We start from the raw sequence: 18,100 nt of genomic DNA on the forward strand, positions 1-18,100 counted from the left end.
CCCCGAATTATGTATTGGAAACGCCGGCTGATCAGGTCCATCTAATTACGCGCACAACAAGAACGGCCAGGCTGAAGTTTACGGTGCGACGCCCCCTCCCACCACCTCAGGGTCAATTCTGGCACACCGCGGTAACCTCTGACGACCCCGAAAGTCAGGAGTAATTCGCAATGTCCAGCACCACATCGGGACCAAGGTCCGATGACGAATCCGAAGCAATAGATTCCACATCAACATCTACTACTCGGATTCGACGCCGAAGCCGCATCAAGACGTCAAATCGACGACGCAACATCATTGCCGGATCGAGCGCATTTGTGCTGGTAGTCGTCGCTTTTTCAGCCTGGATGGGCTACTCCGCCATCACAACCAAGGGCAATCTCGAATCGGCCCGCGACCATGCGCAGTCCACCAAGACTGCACTCCTGGCGGGGGACACGGAGGCCGCCGAGCAGTCTGCAGCCGATGCCGACAAATATGCGAGTTTGGCATATTCGGAGACACAATCCCTCCCCTGGAGCATCGCGTCAGCAATCCCAGTCGTCGGCAGCCCGTTCGAGACCACCAAACAAATGACAGATGTGGTCCATGGATTGACCAACGACGTCCTCTTGCCGGCAGTTGATGCCGGAACGGCGCTTGCTCCTGGTGAATTGATTCAGTCGGGGGGCCAGATTGCGCTCGAGCCCTTGCGGCAAGCAGCACCAGTTCTCGAACAGACAGCAGCCTCCGCGGCCGAGTTGTCGACCCGAGCGGCGGCCGTTCCAGAAGCCAACTTCATAGGCGCAGTTAACGATGCGCGCACCTCGTTAGTGGATCAAACTACTGAGCTGACTAACCTTCTGGAGAACACCGCGCTCGCTGCGCGGCTGACACCGACGATGCTCGGGACCGACGGACCGCGCAATTACTTCATCGGATTCCAGACAAACGCCGAGGCCCGCGGTACAGGCGGACTGCTGGGCGGCTACGGAATTGTCCGAGTCGATGACGGGGCCGCGCGAGTCGATACGTTGGCGCGCAACTCCGAGCTGAGCATGGACAACAGTCCAATAGACCTAGGTCCTGACTTTGCCACTCTCTACGGAATGAGCCGTCCCACCACCGATTTCCGCAACAGCAACCTCAGTTCACACTTCCCCTACGCTGCACAAATTTGGCAGTCATTGTGGAAGCAGGAGTCAAACGGCGAGGTAGTCGACGGAGCTATCGCGATAGATCCAATTGCGTTGAGCTACATACTGAAAGTTGTGGGGTCGGTCACAATGCCCGACGGCGAAAAGGTTACAGCCGACAACGTTGTGGAACTCACCGAGTCGACGGCCTATATCCGTTTCGCGGATGACAACAACGCGCGCAAGGAGTACCTGCAGACTATTGCCGCACTTGTGGTGGACAAGATGACCGGCAATATCAGCTCTGCAAGCGCACTTCTCGACGCTTTGGGTCGCGGTGTATCCGAAGGCCGCATCGCAGTGTGGAGTTCCCATCCCGAGGAGCAGGAACTACTTGCCACAACACCTTTGGGTCATACCGTGCCCACGGATGAAGCACCTTTTGCGGGTGTGGTGATCAACAACCAGGCCGGCAACAAGCTCGACTACTACCTGACGCGCTCGATCAGCTACACCGCTGACAGCTGCGATGTCGATACCCGGAGTTCGAAGGTAACCGTCAGCCTCACCAATAACGCTCCGGCAGGCGATCTTCCAGACTATGTGGACGGTATCGTGGCGAATCCCAAGAACCTTCCGCAGGGCACCAACATGGCTGCTGTTTCACTGCTCGCAACTCAGGGCGCGAAGCTGGAAAGTGTTGCGGTAGGCGGAAAGATCGCCTTTTCCGCTACAGGACAGGAACTTGGTCACCCGGTATTCATGACCTTGGCCGAGATTCCGAAGGGCCAAACGGTGGATGTTGTTTTCAACCTCACCGAGCCCACTGCAGCCGGCGAGGCACGAGTTCCCGTGCAGCCATTGGTGGATGACCCGACAGTCACGATCGACGTGCCTACTTGCTAGAGCGGTAAATCGGCAGCCGCCAACTTGCGGAGAGGCGGCCGAAGTTGGATCGGCGGTTGGCAGCAGGCCTCGATAGGGCCTGCTGCCAACCGCCGATCCAAGCAAATTGAGCGTTCAGCAAAAACAAATTACCAGTGGCAATTACGCATTCTCCAGGTCGTCAAATGCAGCAAAACTCAAAGCAGTCTGCGCACAACGACGCGCACCTGGGGTCCCCTAAACCTTTTGCGATGCACACGCCGACGCCTGCCCACATGCGGTCATGTTTCTCGATAACTCGACCAGTATTCGGGAACCGTCAGTTGGCCTCTATTGAATATGGACAGAAACAACACATAAACGCAATCACATCTTCCGCCTCGTTTATCTCCGAAACCGCTTCGAAGGACAGTCACGCGCTGGAAATCACAAACCGAGCCATATGCTCAGAAACCGATTTACACCTCAGATTGACCCGCGACCTGTCGGTGACATACGCGGCACGAGCGGCGAAGCATGACCAGAATTGGCTCCCATCGGGCAGTACGCTGACTACTGTCCGTGGTGGCAAGCGTCCTCACCCTTGACGAAGAGCAAGGCAGCGACATGTCCGCGCAGTTGGTGTGCTGCAGAGGAACGCGGTCCTGCCGCCCTGCTGAAATCTACTTACTGATTGGTCGGTCGAGGACAGCGAAGCGATGGCCGCGAGGCGAGATCGTCAAGTTCTCGGCTCTCGCCGAATTGCACGGAGCAAGTTACAGTTCCATCTTCTCACTAGTCAGGGTGACAGCGCCTGAGTTTCAACACCTCGGCCAGATCGTCAACCTTACGCCCGGTCGAATCAGTCATGTATCAGAATTGGGAAGATGGCGGCAAACAACTCACGCATACTCCCTTTCATCGAACACCATCGCACTCCGGGGCAACATCATGTGCGACCGTTTCGAACTGCCGAAAAGCCATTTACGAGATTGGGTGCGACTTTGGCCCAACCATTTTTGTGTTTTCTGCGACGTCTTCCACCACGATAGCGTGCGCACCTATCATTGCCCCCCTCCCAATTCTGATGGGTCGCCCCTTAGTCCCGGCAATGTAGGCATGAGCCCCGACAACAACGTCATCTCCGATAAAGACTCTAAGCGGCGACCCGATCTCGTTCGAACTGGCACCGAACGTCACGCCATGGCCAATCGTGACTCGTTCTCCAATTGTAGAATTTGGATGAATAACAGTACCGAGACCACGGTGCCACAGGGTAATATCCGGTTGAATCTCGCACTCATAGGGCAGGATCGAACGAAAAAGCATGAAGTTTACGGTTTTCAAAACTTTCGCCATCTTCAACCACCCGCGTCGATAGCAGACAGTTGACCACCACCATATCTTTTCTGGCCTCATAATTCTCTCCTTTGTGAGTATTGATTAGTTAAGCTTTAAATAAAGCAGCGTTTCACTTTTGTCGAATCACGCGCCAATTCTCAGCGTTTCGCGAACATTCATGACCGGTCGAGACTTCCGAGCCAACACAATGACAGCTAGACTGGAAATCGTAAATGTTATTCCGTAAATCATGGCCACCACCTGAATATTGAATATTAACGCCATCACAAAAACGCACCCAGTAAAACATATTCCACATAAGACAACCAAAAGGATCGGATAGAAACACAATTGACACCATATCCGAAAATTTGAACCCATCATATTCAGAAATTTTCTAATATAGAGAATCTCAAGCAACAGGATCGGCGCCATATTTCCATAAGCAATCCCGATCACCCCAAATTCTTTACCCAAGTAAAAGGTGAGCCCAATTGTAAGAAAAAGCCACAAGATCTGGAGTCGAAAGAACGCGCCAGGAAGACCCATAGCGTTCGTTACGCTAATTGCGCCAATATGAAAGGCGTTTACCGCCATTCCGACCAGCATTAGTTGCAGACTAAGCGTCAATTCGTCGAGGGGAACTCCCGCCCCTAGCCAAAGACGTATTACGCTGGGCGCGGAGAGAGCGAGTCCAATACTGCCGACAACACCAGCCAAGGACGACATAAGAATGAGCCCAAAGGCATGTCGCTCAACAGACCCATCTCTTGAGTGCACTTTCGATAGAGCCGGCAAGAATGGTTCGACAATCCACGTCAATATCTGCCTGACAGCCAAATAAACCTTCAGAATCGCATTATAATATGCAGCTATAGCCGGTGATGCCACCAATCCAGCGACTATGATACCGGTTTGAATTATCGCAGTACCCACTGCACCGACAGCAAAAACCCGTACACTGTACGAAAGCAAAACCTTGATACGGGCCACGGATACATGGCCGATTGATATATCGACTATCGACAATCTAAGAACTCGAATTAAACTGAGTACTGTCGGCACTACCAGAGCCAAGGCCTCGACGGTCGCCAAATAGACTACATTCGGCATAGCAACGCATACTAACACGGTGCCTAAAGCTCTGATTATCACGCCTATAAACTGATACTTTTTCTCCAGACTCCATGCGCCGATTCCTTGCAAAAGCGCAGAAAAGGCCCTCACTCCAAGAACAAGTATAAGACCAGCAGACAACGATGATAAGTAAATTTCATCCTGCTTGCTTAGCCCTGCATCTGCTCCCATCGATTGGAGTAACAGCAACGAGCAGACCCACACTATCGGCGATAGCACTATTCCAACTACCGACATCCAAGCAAGGCTCGATGAGAATATTGTCGATAAGTCGCGACGATTACCGTTCTCCGCCGCAATCGACGCATAGCGAATTACAGCGCTACCCATTCCTAGATCGGCTTGATACAGATACGTTGTTAGTGTAGATAGCACAATCCACACGCCGTATTGAGGCGCACCCACGCGAGCGAAGACTAGAGGTATCAATATGAGGCCTACTAGAAGGCCGACTACCCCTAGAGTCGCGCTTGACGTTACGGATCCGAGAACAGTGCGCTTTTTTGTCTTCGCATGTTTGGGGCCAGCAGAACGGAACGCCATTTTAGTCTTTACCCGGAAGGAGCGAACGGTATATCAATTGCAACTCAAGAGCGACATCGTCCCAAGAGGGAGGCCGAACAACATCGTCGGACTTAGCCGAATCCCTCAGCTCATTTATTTGCGCTACCAATGAGTCTCGACCGTCAAAAATACGAACTTGCGAACCGTATCTTTCCTTCATTTGCAGGGCGCTGCTAGATTTCCGAACCAGAACAGGGCGACCAAGACGAAGGCTGTCCAGCAAGGCTAGACTCTCTCCTTCTGAGACGCTAAATGAAATCGTAGCTAACGCCGCGTGTTGCGCATGCCAAACATCTTGTCTGGGGAGAGCGCCTACCCACGTGGCGTTGACACGCGCAGCGATCGCTTGTTCGAAAGCATGAGCGTCCTTCCAATTTGGTGTCAACCCACCTATCACTCGCAGGTCTGGCAGAGCGCGATCCCATGTACCGAGCAGATCGAGTTGTCCTTTCCTAGCACCCACGGTCCCGACCACACAGATGTATGACTCACCAGATACTGCCGACGAGCTACTGATCGCCGAACTACCATTCGGGATCACCGATACTTCCGTCGCAGGTCGATCATAGGAACGGCAGATCCAGTCGCGCTCCGCGGGGTGCAACGCTATAAGATGGTCAGCTGCCGCGACGACACCGCGACGCATATTAGCAGTGTTCGTCGGGCCTATTTTCAACCTAGAAATCCAGCGTTCCATCATTCCAGCGAACGGAGTGTCGAAAACCGCTATAGGTGATACGACAACAGGAACTCTATTCCGTGTCCAGTTTCTCAAATAGTTCCACGATGCGGGATCAGCGCCATAGATGTGAAGCACATCGATGTCCTCCGAATCAAGATCGTTACCCCAGACAGCCACACTATGACCAGAACTCCTCAATGCAAGGGCAGTCTCAGCCATCTGCACTTCAAGTCCGCCGCCGCCCATTATATTCGGAACACCGCCGACAAATGCGATTCTCATATTTCCACACGCCCTGATAGTGCCAAATCATTTGCAGAGGAACAAGATTTCCGGTTCGAAAGGGATCGAATTGAAACCAGATACCCAGATCCCAGGATTATTCCCACCAGGACGGAGTTTCCATTTTCAATCATTGTCGGAGACGTCACCATTTGTGTGGCGATTGAGAACAACACAACCATGCATAGTGCACTCCATTTTCCCATTTCTGAATTTCGCGATCTCCAGAGCATCAAAAAATACTGAAATAGGATCACGGCCACCACTACCGATCCCATTGCCCCTAGCTTAACTAAGAACCACAAGTAACCGCTGTGGATGTATGTTGTACCCCGACTGCCTTGGAATATTTCGCCAGTAACAATCTGCCGATACGGCGCTCCAAAGCCGCTACCAAATATCCAGTTATTTTCTAAAAAGTCGATAGCGAGGTCACTCTCGCGAACTCGCCATAGCGCGCTGGTATCAACCTCGACAGTATTTAGAGAAAGACCCCCGATTACTTTTCCTTGAAAGGCAATCAAAGGCTGCGTCAGCGAATTAGCCATCGCAGAGGAGAATGTTGATACTAGATAATATCCGAACACCGAAAATAAAACTACTCCGGCAGTTACGCAAATCGCTCGAGAAAATGCTGCTAACCGACCAGGTTGAACCATGAGCGAAAGACCGATAATTAATAGGAAAACAATGAAGTGGCCTCGCGTATATGAGATCAAGCCAACAAACACGCCCGCACCAACACACAACCACCAAACTAAATTCCACTTATACGGCGAATAGCCCCATGACAATCTAATTACTATTAGGACGGCACTAACTACAACACAGGTTAGCCCGGAGTCAGGAGTCACGCGTGAAGCGTCATACACGATGCTCTGGCTAGTGGTGTAAACAGCCGCATTGGAGTTACGAATTCCGAACGAAGAAACACCGAGAAAAGCAATAAGCGCAACAACGAGCGCCGTCCAAATTGTTACCACGGCTGCGAGCCGGCTCAACAACTTAACTGTGCCCGCCCGGTCAACTTCGCCAAGGAAGGCAACGCCACTTGCTCCGGCTACCAATCGCAACAGTCCCCGCGCATCCGCTAACGCCAGGGAAGCCTTCGCGTGACTCAGAGCCCCAACGAGAAGGCCAAGAACTACAACTCCGGCAATCGTCAAAACAACTGTCCGAATTACTGCTGGACACAGGTTAGAAAAAACGACAGCAACAATTAGGAGGGCTGCCATAACGTCCGCAAAGTACACGGATCCACCAGCGAACCAGATTGAGGTCGGTACAACGGTTGGTATTGGCGCGAGGACTAGAACGACGAGGGCACCTAGCAAAACCTTGGCCGTGCCAATCGGCGTGGACACCAGGTAGATCATTCCGAGCAATAGCGCTCCAACAGGTGCAAGTATGAGCGGACTGAACGCCGTGCCTGCTCCAGCAAAGAACGCCACAACGATACCCAACAAAGTCAGCCCTAGCAGATTTTCCCTAATACGAGATTTCGAAGTCACTCTTGGAAGATTCGTGACCAACCGACGGGAATAAGTTCGATAAAAATCGGTCATTTTGCCGCATTCACCGTGGCTGACGGCAAAGAAGTAATGACACGTGTGAGCTGGTCCACCATATGCTTCGACGTGAATCTGGAGGCGACAGTTTCGATACCAGCGCGGCCAATCCGTTCTGCAAGCTTTTTATCATCGAGCACGCTAAGTGTCAATGCGGCGAACGCATCTACATCGCGTGACTCGGCAAGAAATCCGTCGACATCATGCTCGATATACTCGTCTGCACCAAGAGTATTTGTCGCGATAACAGGTCTTCCCATCGCCATGGCCTCTAGTGCCACGGTCATCCCCGAAAAGTGAGTATTCGTCCGCGTGGGCAAAAGTACGACGTTCGCTTCCTCGATTAGTTCCCGAATTTCCCGATGTGGCAAGTACGGCAGGCGTTCTGCCCGAGCAGGTAGGCGCGTGCCTTCCGGACACTGGATGAGAGCGCGAGCGTCTGGGCGCTCCTTAAGTACGCGTTCGAGAGCACGCACTAGCGTAGAGCTATCCCGATCGCGGTCAGTTCCTAGCGACAGTATTAGACCAGAGTTGCCAACTGGGTTGGAAGAGGAGAAGAATTTGTTGTCGATGCCAAAAGGTATCGCATGGACAGGCGGGGCACCCGAACCCAACCACTGTTGCAACAGTGGTACCTGAGCCGCAACTAGGCACCACACCGCATCCATCTCTCGTAATGTGTGTCTAATAACGAAGTTTCGCAAGTCCATCGGGTTGCGCAACTGCTCGTCAATGCACCAAATCGCACCACACATTGCGAAAGATATTTGAGCATTTTGTGTAACCATATGTGTCGCTCTAAGTTCATCCCATGCCAAGTGTAGAACGTCTCGATTACTTGTACTCAATACGCGGCGCGGAATGCCGAATGTGCGCGCAATCGATTTTATGCGTTCAAGCCTTGACATACCACGTAATTCGGATGCATCGACGGCTACGCCATCCTGCTTGGCTAGATCCTGCAATCCATAGAGCCACTCACCCGGAACATCTCCGCAAGCATGCTTCGCCGACCAGACTTCTGCGGATTGGCCAGGTGGAAAATGGAAGTCGATGTTAATCACCTTGCCCCCAATCACGCGATCGGGAAAAGCTCTTCTTCACGCGCGTGACTGCAGTCTTCACCCAGAACGGCATTAAGAACCCAGCGAGAACTGATGTACATTCCACAAAGTAACGCCGCGCCAGATGTCTCGGGTCTTGAACTACACGAAATGCCCACTCCGCGCCAAGGGCAGAAATTAGTCGCGGTGAGCGCCGCTTCTCCCCTGTGAACATATCAACTGCTCCACCAACTGCAAGGACCGACTTACAGCATTCTAGGTCATTGAGAGCTGCGGCTAATGTATCACCCCACGGTGGTGATATCGCAACGAGCAGCAGATCGACTTCACTAGTTGAAATGCTCCTTGCGATCTCGTTAATATCCCAAGAACCACGGTTTCCATGCTCGCGGTACACAAGTCGCCCCCCGGCATTGCAGACTTGCTCTTCGAATCTGTCGCCGACGTCCTTGGTGGCACCCAAGAGCCCAATATTTCGCCGACTAATACTATCGTGACCGATAAGATCTATGAGCAAGTCCGAACCGGTGACTCGCTGCGTTTCAATGCCAGCCAGTCTTAGCGTTACAACGACAGGCCACCCATCCGCAGTTAACCGATCCGCACTACGAAACGCATTCAGAAACGTGATATCTTTACGCAGCAGCGCAACGTGATGCAGGTTTACAGTTTGCACTCTGCTAAATCCCGTGCCGATTGCCAGATCAGCGAATTCACGTCGAGTGGGGATAATTTTTTGCTTAAAATCTTCGGCCATTTCATCCGCAGTATATTTCACGATCCACTCCCTACGAATGTCTCAAGCAATGCACCCAAGTTACCCAACGAAACAGAGGCTATCCCAGAATCTCCCACGGGGCTTTGTGATGTATGGTCAATACTGCCAACTGCGTAAAATTCTTGAATCCTCGCACTTGTATCGTCGACCGAATCTGCTGGGATACAGTGATGCGATACGCCAGCATCCTCAGACAATCCGCGAGGTGCAATGGCGAGTATTCCCATTTCAATCGCCTCAAGCAACTTGACGCTGACTCCAGTGGTCACACCCATCCTCGGAACGACGACCAAATCAATGCGGGAGTAAAAGTCGCCTATATCGCCAACTACTCCAATCCCCTCAATGTCGCCTTCGTTAGAGAATTTTTCTGACCCTGCCCCAGCTATTACAAGAGAAGGCGCTTTCTCGCCCATTCTGCGTTGCAGCTCCGGAAGAACGAGATTCTTCAAATGCTCGATTACGTCACGGTTTGGTGGCCAACTCGATTTTCCGATAAATCCGATTGCATGGCGCAACTTCCGGCTTGAATTCTTACCAGCTACGACATCCAGGAGAAGTAAATGGCGGGCAGCTACTCCCCATCCCCGCAACCTGACAGAATCAGTGCGAGACAGCGAAAACACGGCCGACGGTCTCGACATCAATTTACGCTCAGTGACCTCGGTCCTTTTTGCATTACCAATCCATCGAAGCGGGGCGGGATCATATTCCGCAGCAATAACCGTATCAACATTATGGGCAATATGCACAAATGGATACGAATTCTTGAGATCTGCCATCATCATTAGCGCGGGCCATTGACTTGTAACTATCAGGTCGAAATTTCCGCGATCAAGAGTTTTTTCCAGTTCTACCGACTTGCATCGCCACGCCCTTGACCATTTAAATTTCGCTTCTTGATAAGGTTCTCGAAGTAGCAGGATCCGCAGAAGGAGAAGTGGCAACGTTGCCTTCTGCTTCCTTATTTCCAGGGGGACGACCATATTGTCCGACCTATCTACAATTGGAAATATCGTGACATCGTAACGATCAGATAGCGCCGATATCAGCCGGGAATCCACCCAAGACGCACCGCCCAAGTCGCTTCGTCCGACTTCGTACGTTGTCAAAAACAACAGTTTTTTGGCATTTCGTGTCATTTTTTAACTCGCCCCTACACGAGAAAGTTCTTCAAGCATACGTGCGGCTTCGTCGATATCTTTCGCAAAGTGTGCGGTCTCAAATTTGCCAGAATATTCGTGATATATGCTTGATATTTTTCCATAGTTGTTATCCAACACGATATGCGGTATTCCCAAAAGCCCCGCAAGCACGTGAGCATGGAGACGATCTGTGATCAAGATAGAACCTCGCGTTATTAGATGAATACCGGAGGAAATATTGGTCGAGCGCATCTGATCATTTCCGGCGGAAATTAGTCTGTATAGCCCTATAGATACTCTGTCGGATTTGTACCGACGCGCAATCGAACCTGGGATTCTGGAAATTTTCCATCGAAAATTGGAAGCCCCCGAAATATTCCAATCACAGGTATCGTTCACGAGTACACTTATGTTATGAGCTCTTTCATGATCCGTTCGACCTAGAGCCAAGATTCTTTGATCTTCCGTACCTCGATAGCGCGGTACTGGAACATCCAGTCCCAGCGCCATATCTGGACAGAACCTTATTCTGACGCTCGGGAGATAATTCCGGGCGTAATCCACGGATCGTTGGTCTCTGAGAAGCAGAACAAAATCCTTATGAGCACCGAATATTTCGTTAGCGCGAGCAGCCTTCTCAAGCGTGGAGAACTGGATTGTCTGAGGAAGTTGCACAATACGCTGGCCTGGATACGATTGGATGATCATTTCCCGAAAATTCTGAAATTCCGGCCACATATCTCCAAAGTTCCCCCCCCCATGTAGCAATATCGGGCTTTCTGGAGCGAACTTTTCAAGTGCAGCAGCAGAGAATCGTGCTATGTCTGTTTCATAGCCGACTTTCTTGCCGAGCTGAGCCAAATAAGTGCGTTCACCCTGCCAGATCATCGTGTCGCCCACATTTTTATGGGTGGGGACATCGAGCAGAGATACTGTTTGTGACCCGATCTCCTCGGAAAGTATTGCGCGCGAACAGTCCCGCAAGCTTTGGACCCACTCTGGTTGGGGTCGGTGGTTTATTCTTGAAGGCACGCGAATGACCTCTGTTTCCTTGCTAATTGAAATAGCCGGCAGACGGGGAGACTACCTGTGCAATCGTGACGAGTCTGGCAGTCAATAAGCCCCATCACTGGCAACCACGGCCTTTAGAGTCTTGCCGATAATAAGTACATCGCCCATCATTGACCAGTTGTCGACGTAGGAAAGATCAAGTCGCACAGTATCTTCCCACGACAGGTCGGAGCGACCACTCACCTGCCACAGACCGGTAATTCCGGGCTTAACCAGCAGTCGCCGACTCACCGTTCCGTCGTACGCCTCTACCTCTCGCCGTAGCGGAGGACGCGGTCCAACAACACTCATCTCACGGCGCAGCACATTCAGAAACTGCGGCAGCTCGTCGATCGAGTATTTCCGCATGAAGCGGCCCACCGACGTGACCCGAGGATCGTCACGCATTTTGAACAGAACGCCGGCACCCTCGTTGTTCTTCATCAGAGCGTCGACTTGCTTGTCTGCATTTTGGACCATCGAACGGAACTTCAGCATCGGGAACGGTTTGCCGTCCAAGCCCATTCGCTCTGACTTGTACAGGACGGGACCGGGGCTGGTCAGCTTCACAGCCAGCGCTGCAGCGAGCAGCACCGGGCTGATGAGGATCAAAATCATTGTGGCAAAGACGATGTCGAAGGATGTCTTCGCGAACTTCTGCGCGCTGTGATATCGCGGGCGTTCCACGTGGATCAACGGAAGTCCTGCAACGGGCCGCATCGAAAGTCTGGGGCCCGAAACATCCAGAATTCCTGGTGAGACAACAAGATCTACTCGCTTGCACTCGAGATCCCATGCTAGCTTGCGCATTCCGTCCAAGCCCAGATGCTCGGTCGCTGTGACTGCGACGGTATCTGCACCCACCACATCAAGGGCGCGGGTGACGTCGTGTTCGTCACCCAAAACTGGTATGCGCCTGCCTCCGACCATGATCACATCGTTCATGTCACTGTTGTGGCCTGGAGTGCAAACACCCACCACTCGGAATCCGTCAGCTGATCCGCGCTCGAAGTTCTCTGCCAGGTTCACAACGGCGTGACGATTTCCCACAACAAGCACCGAGGTTCTAAATTCACCGCGTGCACGGCGACGGGCAATGATTCGGCGCCAGAACCAGCGGTTGGCCATCAATGCGATCATGCCGACGGGGAAAGCAAATGCCAGATAGAGACGTGCGATGTCGATCTGAAGAAGCAGGCTGCCTATCGCGATCAAGCCGAAGAGTCGCACCGTGCTGACAAAGATTCGCCGATACTCTTCCGGTCCGCTTCCGATCACTCGGATCGACCTAGTCCGGAAGATGCTGAGTGTTGCAATCCACGCGACGATTAATACGAGTGAGACGGCGGTGTAGCTGTAGTTTCCAACGCCGCTGGTACTCGCCCCACCCGAGTCCGCGCCGAAACGGAACCACTGCGCCAGAAAGACCGCCGCGACAATAATTGCCACGTCAGTGAAGGCCAACCGTCGAACGTAAGCCGCTTGCCATCGATGGCGAGAAGACACCTCCGACTGAGCGTCAGGTGCTACCGATTGAACTTCCGGCACCACCGCACGAGGGCTCGTGCGAGCCCCTTCGCTTTCGTTGAGCGCTGTCACCGTGTCAGCTCTCCTTCCTGGTCAGGAAATTTCCGAATCAACTAGTCTTACTGAAAAGTGCTCGAAACAATCCGAAATTGCCTGACCACCAGACCGACTCGAGCAAGCGCCCCGCACATCGGTTTCACACTGATTGATCGTATTTTACGGCTGTCCGTTACGTACCATGCGGGATCTATTTCACCACCAGCCTGCAGCTGGATCAAATTTACCAATGGCGCAGGTCGACGGTGGTGTCCAACCGCAATCACCCACTTCGCCCAAAACGGCAGATCGCCGAGCATCCTTTTTCGTCTGTCAAGTCGTTTTTTTGACGAGCTGATGCATTTCCACTGCAGGTAGCAACTGGTGAGCAAATACAGGATTGCGCCCGACTTGCCCGCACAGCAGCAGCGCGCCCACTAGTTGCCAGCCACGCAAACAGCGGATATACATGCAGATCAAAGCCTTTTCCGTCAAACAGACTGTAATCGTGACTGCACGAACGGGATACAGACCAAATCACCCGAGAAGTTTGCGACCTTTGTCCCGTTTCAGTTTTTGACCATCCGCGGGCGATAACTACGGCTACCCAGAAGCGAATGAACCGGTACCGCGAAGTCCAAACCGGGCAACATCGTCGATTCCTGCTGGACGATCGTCCACTTACCGTCTATATTATTTTGCTCACACGAGCGGTAAATCTCACGATGTGAAATGGCGACGAATTGAAGTCGGCGCGTCGGCTCGTTACTGGCGGTCACACCTACGTCCCACCAAGCCGATAGATCGGACAAATCACCCCTATCCGATACGCGAAGTTTGGGTTACATCCAGATTGATCTGTTCGAAAATTGCCGCATTGTCAAGTTGCGGTTGCACCTCATCCTGTCAACAATGCTGACCGAAAGTAACTACGATTAGGGACTTACGTCCCTAATCGTGCATGTAATTGATAAGAGTGAAATACGCAGCCGAGATAGGCATTCCGCGCAATCAGGGAGGCGCGGACTGCAACGCCCACCAACTTGATGGGATAGCAGTCGGCCGGCGAAACGCCCCTGTCGCCCGATTCGTGAGTCGCACCAAACCGCGTAAGGTCAAAATTCAGACGTACACCCGAAGACTCCTGCAACTAGGTCCACATTCCGGTTCGTTGACCAGTCACGCTCGAATGGGACTACACACCTTGAAGATCAGCACCAACGGCGCTGAGTCGGGAATTGTTCCGCGGCTCCCGGTCCGTTGGTTGATGATCGCAGCAGCTACAATATTTGCGTTCTGGCCAACGTGAAACAACCTGTGGCGCAGCACAGTCGATGGCAACGCGGTTGGGTTCGTATTTGTACTGCCACTGCTGTGTATCGTTGCTGCGGTCGGGACCGATCTGCGCCGGGGCCTCGAACTCCCGATCCATGATCGCGAAACGGACAAGATCGTTGGCGGCATCGGCCTACTCGTCGCGCTGGGTATGCAAGCGCTGTTGATGCCTCGATTCGGGGACAACTACGAGTTGATGCACATCGACGTGCTGGCTGCCTGGGTATTTGTCTGGGGCGCTGCAGTCCTGATGTTCGGACTTCGCCCGGTCAATCGTTACTGGTTGCGTTACTGGTTGATCTGGCTGACACCCATGGTTTTGAGTCCTCTGTTCTACCGAACGTTGGCAGTCGAATTGGGTGGGACCCGGTTTGCCTACAGCGTCATCATGGTTGTGGTGTCGTCGCTGGCAACAACCGTTGCAGTGAGCCTGAACTGGCGGCGAGGATTGATTGCATTCCTCATCTCCAACACTTGTCGGCCCGGTTTTGGTGTACTACCTTTCACACCAATACCCAACCGTCCCGCTTTTCGTCGTTCAACTCATTCCTGCCGTAGGCACCGCTTTGACGATCGGAGCAGTTTTCTACTTGTATGAACGACGCGGCAAGTCACTACGACCATTCGACCGGCCGCTGAGAAAACCGTCGACAAAGTCAAGCAACTGGACCATCCTCATCGTTTTCGGAGTGGCACTACTCGAGCAACCTCAACTTCATCTGGACCCGTGGCGATGGCGCCGCTCAACGGGTCAGTCTCATCACCGTCGACAATCACGAACTGGATGCGTATTTTCCCGTGCCGAGTCCGTCGATGGCTTCGAATGGAAGCAACACTCTCGCCTTGCTGTTACGCGCGAAGAGCTCAACCGAAGATAACGAATCGCAATACAAGGATCGGCACGCTCGAGACGCAGGGACGGCTCATCGTGGAGGCTCAACAATGGTCAATTCCGAGATGGTGAACACCGACATCCTGATGAATGGTGATCAAGACTCCGACGCGTTCAAAGCGGCCGCACTGCATGACGCGGCAAACGGTCTGCATGAGCGCAAACCGATCTCTCGGCCTCGGTGGCGTTCTACCCCTGGCAACGCAATGTTCTGGTCGCGCTTCTGTCAATCACAATCCGGTGTCTCATCTTCTTCCTCACTCCCACCCTCATCACTCTCACACTGATCTGCACAGTCGGAAATGTCTGGACGTTGGTTGATCGGCTCATCCTCTTCACGCGCGGTCTGGACGCGTCCTCGATCATGACCGTCAGCGACGAAGTTGCAATCGCGCTGACAGACGACGAGTTGCCGCTGTACACGATCCTGGTTCCGGCCTACAACGAGCCGGAAGTTGTCGGTGACCTGCTCGCTGCCATGCGCGCTATCGACTACCCGAAGAAGAAACTTCAAGTTCTCCTGCTTCTGGAAGAAGACGATCTGATTACCATTGAGGCTGCGGAGAAAGCCGGCGTCGACAAAGGTGATCAGCATTCTGAAAGTGCCTGCGGCTGATCCGCGTACAAAGCTGAAGGCCTGCTACTACGGACTTCACTTTTCCCAACTACGGACTTCACTTTTCCACGGGCGAGATCATCACGATCCACGATGCTGAAGACTCACCCGATCCACTCCAGCTGCGCCGCATAGTTGCAACTTTCGCCCAATTACCCTCAAACACCGCCGTGTTCAGGCAAAACTTTGCCTTCCACAATGGCACGCAGAATCTGTTGACAGCGTGGTTCACCGCTGACTATTCCCTGTGGTTCAGCTTTATCCTCCCAGGCCTCATGCGGAGCAACTCCCCCATGCCCCTCGGCGGAACCTCAAATCACCTGCGAGGCAGCGCGCTTGACGACATCGGCGCCTGGGATCCTTTCAACTTCCCCGAAGCCGCCGATCTTGGCGTTCGCATTGCCGAAAGCGGATACCGGACCGCGGTCCTCAATTCGACAACGCTGGAGGATCGACAACACTGGAGGAGGCCAACAGCGACACGATCAACTGGATTCGCCAGCGATCACGCTGGTACAAGGGCTACCTGCAAACGTGGCTGGTGCACATGCGCCAGCCGGTGAAGCTGTGGCGAGGGATCGGAACCATCGGATTCCTTCAATTCACCATCCTGATGGCAGGAACACCTATTGTTGCGACACTGAACACGGGTCTTCTGGCTCATGAGCCTGGGATGGATCCTCGGTCAACCTGCAGTCATCCAGGACATCTTTCCCAACTACGTATGCTTCCCGGCACAAGTATCTCTCGTATTCGCAATCGCAGCGGTGCTGTATATGAACCTTGTGGCATGCCGAGAAACCCGAAACGCCGCCCTACTGGTGGCCTGCCTGACCGCGCCGCTGTACTGGGTGCTGATGAGTATCGCCGCGATCAAGGGCACCTACCAGCTGATCATGAATTCGTCCTATTGGGAGAAGACGTTTCACGGTCTAAGCAATCAATGTAAAACCACCACCCGGGGCGACGTCTCGGGTGGTGCCTGCTTCAGTATGTAAGTTGCGGATCAGGTTGGCGGAGGCGCTCTTCCAGCCAGATTCGCAAGTCCGGCCCGTACTCTTCGCGCCCCAGAGCATGATCAAGCGAGGCACGAAGATATCCACCCGGATTTCCGAGATCGTGACGCGATCCCTGGTGCACCACAATGTGAACGGGGTGACCCTCGCTGATCATCAGGGCAATGGCGTCGGTCAACTGCAGCTCGCCGCCCTTGCCCGGCTTGATCACCCGGAGAGCATCAAAGATCTTGCGATCCAACAGGTAACGACCAACAGCGGCCAAGGTTGACGGCGCGCTTGCGACGTCTGGTTTCTCCACCATCCCAACAACTTTGAGAACACCGGTGTTGTCGGGATCGGGTTCCACATCGAAGATGCCGTACGAACTCACGGCGTCTCGCGGTACATCGAATGCGCACAGGACCGATCCACCACGCTCGGCCCGGACTCGCGCCATGGCTTCCAGAACGCCGGAGGGCTGAACCAGATCATCCGGAAGTAGAACCGCAAACGCGTCTTCATCAGCGCCGAGTACAGACTCTGCCAGTCCAACGGCGTGGCCCAATCCGAGTGGAGACTCCTGAACAACAGGTTCCACCGAGATAAGCCCCGGCGCCCTACGGACCTTCTCCAGGAGGTGGTGCTTTCCCGCATCCTGCAGTCTGTTCTCGAGAACAATATCTTCCAGGAAATGCGCCATGACGCCAGCTTTTCCAGGCGCGGTGACGATGATCAGGCGTTCCGCACCCGCTGCGGCTGCCTCACTTGCAACCAATTCAATGCCGGGTGTATCCACCACGGGCAGAAGTTCTTTGGGCACAGTTTTTGTAGCGGGTAGGAATCGCGTACCGAGCCCAGCCGCCGGTACGACGGCAGTCTTGATCGACCATGATCGCGCTGTAGTCATCATTCACCTTCCTGATGCAGGCTCATACATTTCATCTCTGCGCACAGGTGCCGCGCAAATCTCTTCGATGAGTGCCTATCGGATTCTGAGCTGCACGTTGCAAACTACTGCGAAACATACGTCAGTTTTGCGTTACCTTACACACTGTCCACAGCAAGGAGGAAGCTACACAATTCCTCGATTAACTGCCAAAAGTCCT

Annotated in this window: 11 protein-coding genes and 1 pseudogene; 3 read left to right on the top strand and 9 right to left on the bottom strand. The window is 53.2% G+C overall.

The window, feature by feature from the left end; all coding sequences use genetic code 11:
• The first annotated feature begins 170 nt into the window (after window positions 1-170).
• Window positions 171-2,021 (top strand): DUF4012 domain-containing protein, encoded by a 1,851-nt coding sequence (locus FEZ60_RS15495; protein ID WP_172936422.1) that lies wholly within the window; start codon window positions 171-173, stop codon window positions 2,019-2,021.
• Window positions 2,022-3,464: 1,443 nt separating this feature from the next.
• Here the strand turns inward: FEZ60_RS15495 and FEZ60_RS15505 are convergent.
• The 8 genes from FEZ60_RS15505 to FEZ60_RS15540 form a co-directional block, all read right to left on the bottom strand.
• Window positions 3,465-4,628: a hypothetical protein gene (locus tag FEZ60_RS15505; protein ID WP_172936424.1), complete on the bottom strand. Its 1,164-nt coding sequence runs from the start codon at window positions 4,626-4,628 to the stop codon at window positions 3,465-3,467.
• A gap of 373 nt (window positions 4,629-5,001) precedes the next feature.
• On the bottom strand, window positions 5,002-5,985 hold the full coding sequence (locus tag FEZ60_RS15510) for a glycosyltransferase (protein ID WP_172936425.1): 984 nt from the start codon (window positions 5,983-5,985) through the stop codon (window positions 5,002-5,004).
• A complete protein-coding gene (locus FEZ60_RS15515; RefSeq protein ID WP_172936426.1) occupies window positions 5,982-7,496 on the bottom strand; it encodes an O-antigen ligase family protein in 1,515 nt (504 codons plus the stop codon). Before FEZ60_RS15515 ends, FEZ60_RS15510 begins: the two co-directional genes overlap by 4 nt.
• 50 nt (window positions 7,497-7,546) lie before the next feature.
• Entirely contained in the window at window positions 7,547-8,617 is a 1,071-nt protein-coding gene (locus tag FEZ60_RS33130; RefSeq protein WP_172936427.1) for a glycosyltransferase family 4 protein, read from the bottom strand.
• Window positions 8,610-9,395, bottom strand: coding sequence for a WecB/TagA/CpsF family glycosyltransferase (locus FEZ60_RS15525; RefSeq protein ID WP_172936428.1), 786 nt, complete (start codon window positions 9,393-9,395; stop codon window positions 8,610-8,612). Before FEZ60_RS15525 ends, FEZ60_RS33130 begins: the two co-directional genes overlap by 8 nt.
• Window positions 9,392-10,537, bottom strand: a complete 1,146-nt coding sequence (locus FEZ60_RS15530) for a glycosyltransferase (RefSeq protein ID WP_172936429.1) — start codon at window positions 10,535-10,537, stop codon at window positions 9,392-9,394. Before FEZ60_RS15530 ends, FEZ60_RS15525 begins: the two co-directional genes overlap by 4 nt.
• Before the next feature lie 3 nt (window positions 10,538-10,540).
• Window positions 10,541-11,440: a polysaccharide pyruvyl transferase family protein gene (locus tag FEZ60_RS15535; protein WP_172936430.1), complete on the bottom strand. Its 900-nt coding sequence runs from the start codon at window positions 11,438-11,440 to the stop codon at window positions 10,541-10,543.
• A 213-nt stretch (window positions 11,441-11,653) separates the two neighbouring features.
• Window positions 11,654-13,141: a sugar transferase gene (locus FEZ60_RS15540; protein WP_172936649.1), complete on the bottom strand. Its 1,488-nt coding sequence runs from the start codon at window positions 13,139-13,141 to the stop codon at window positions 11,654-11,656.
• Window positions 13,142-14,654: 1,513 nt separating this feature from the next.
• Here FEZ60_RS15540 and FEZ60_RS32495 point away from each other — a divergent pair.
• Complete coding sequence (locus FEZ60_RS32495; RefSeq protein ID WP_242484611.1) at window positions 14,655-15,086, top strand: hypothetical protein; 432 nt, start codon at window positions 14,655-14,657, stop codon at window positions 15,084-15,086.
• Window positions 15,087-15,430: 344 nt separating this feature from the next.
• Window positions 15,431-16,994 (top strand): annotated as a pseudogene (locus FEZ60_RS15550) (glycosyltransferase).
• Here the strand turns inward: FEZ60_RS15550 and FEZ60_RS15555 are convergent.
• Complete coding sequence (locus tag FEZ60_RS15555) at window positions 16,984-17,901, bottom strand: UTP--glucose-1-phosphate uridylyltransferase (protein WP_172936431.1); 918 nt, start codon at window positions 17,899-17,901, stop codon at window positions 16,984-16,986. The pseudogene FEZ60_RS15550 and the gene FEZ60_RS15555 overlap by 11 nt on opposite strands.
• Window positions 17,902-18,100 lie beyond the last annotated feature (199 nt).

This window comes from Rhodococcus sp. MS16 (assembly GCF_013277795.1).
GTDB lineage: Bacteria > Actinomycetota > Actinomycetes > Mycobacteriales > Mycobacteriaceae > Rhodococcus_F > Rhodococcus_F globerula.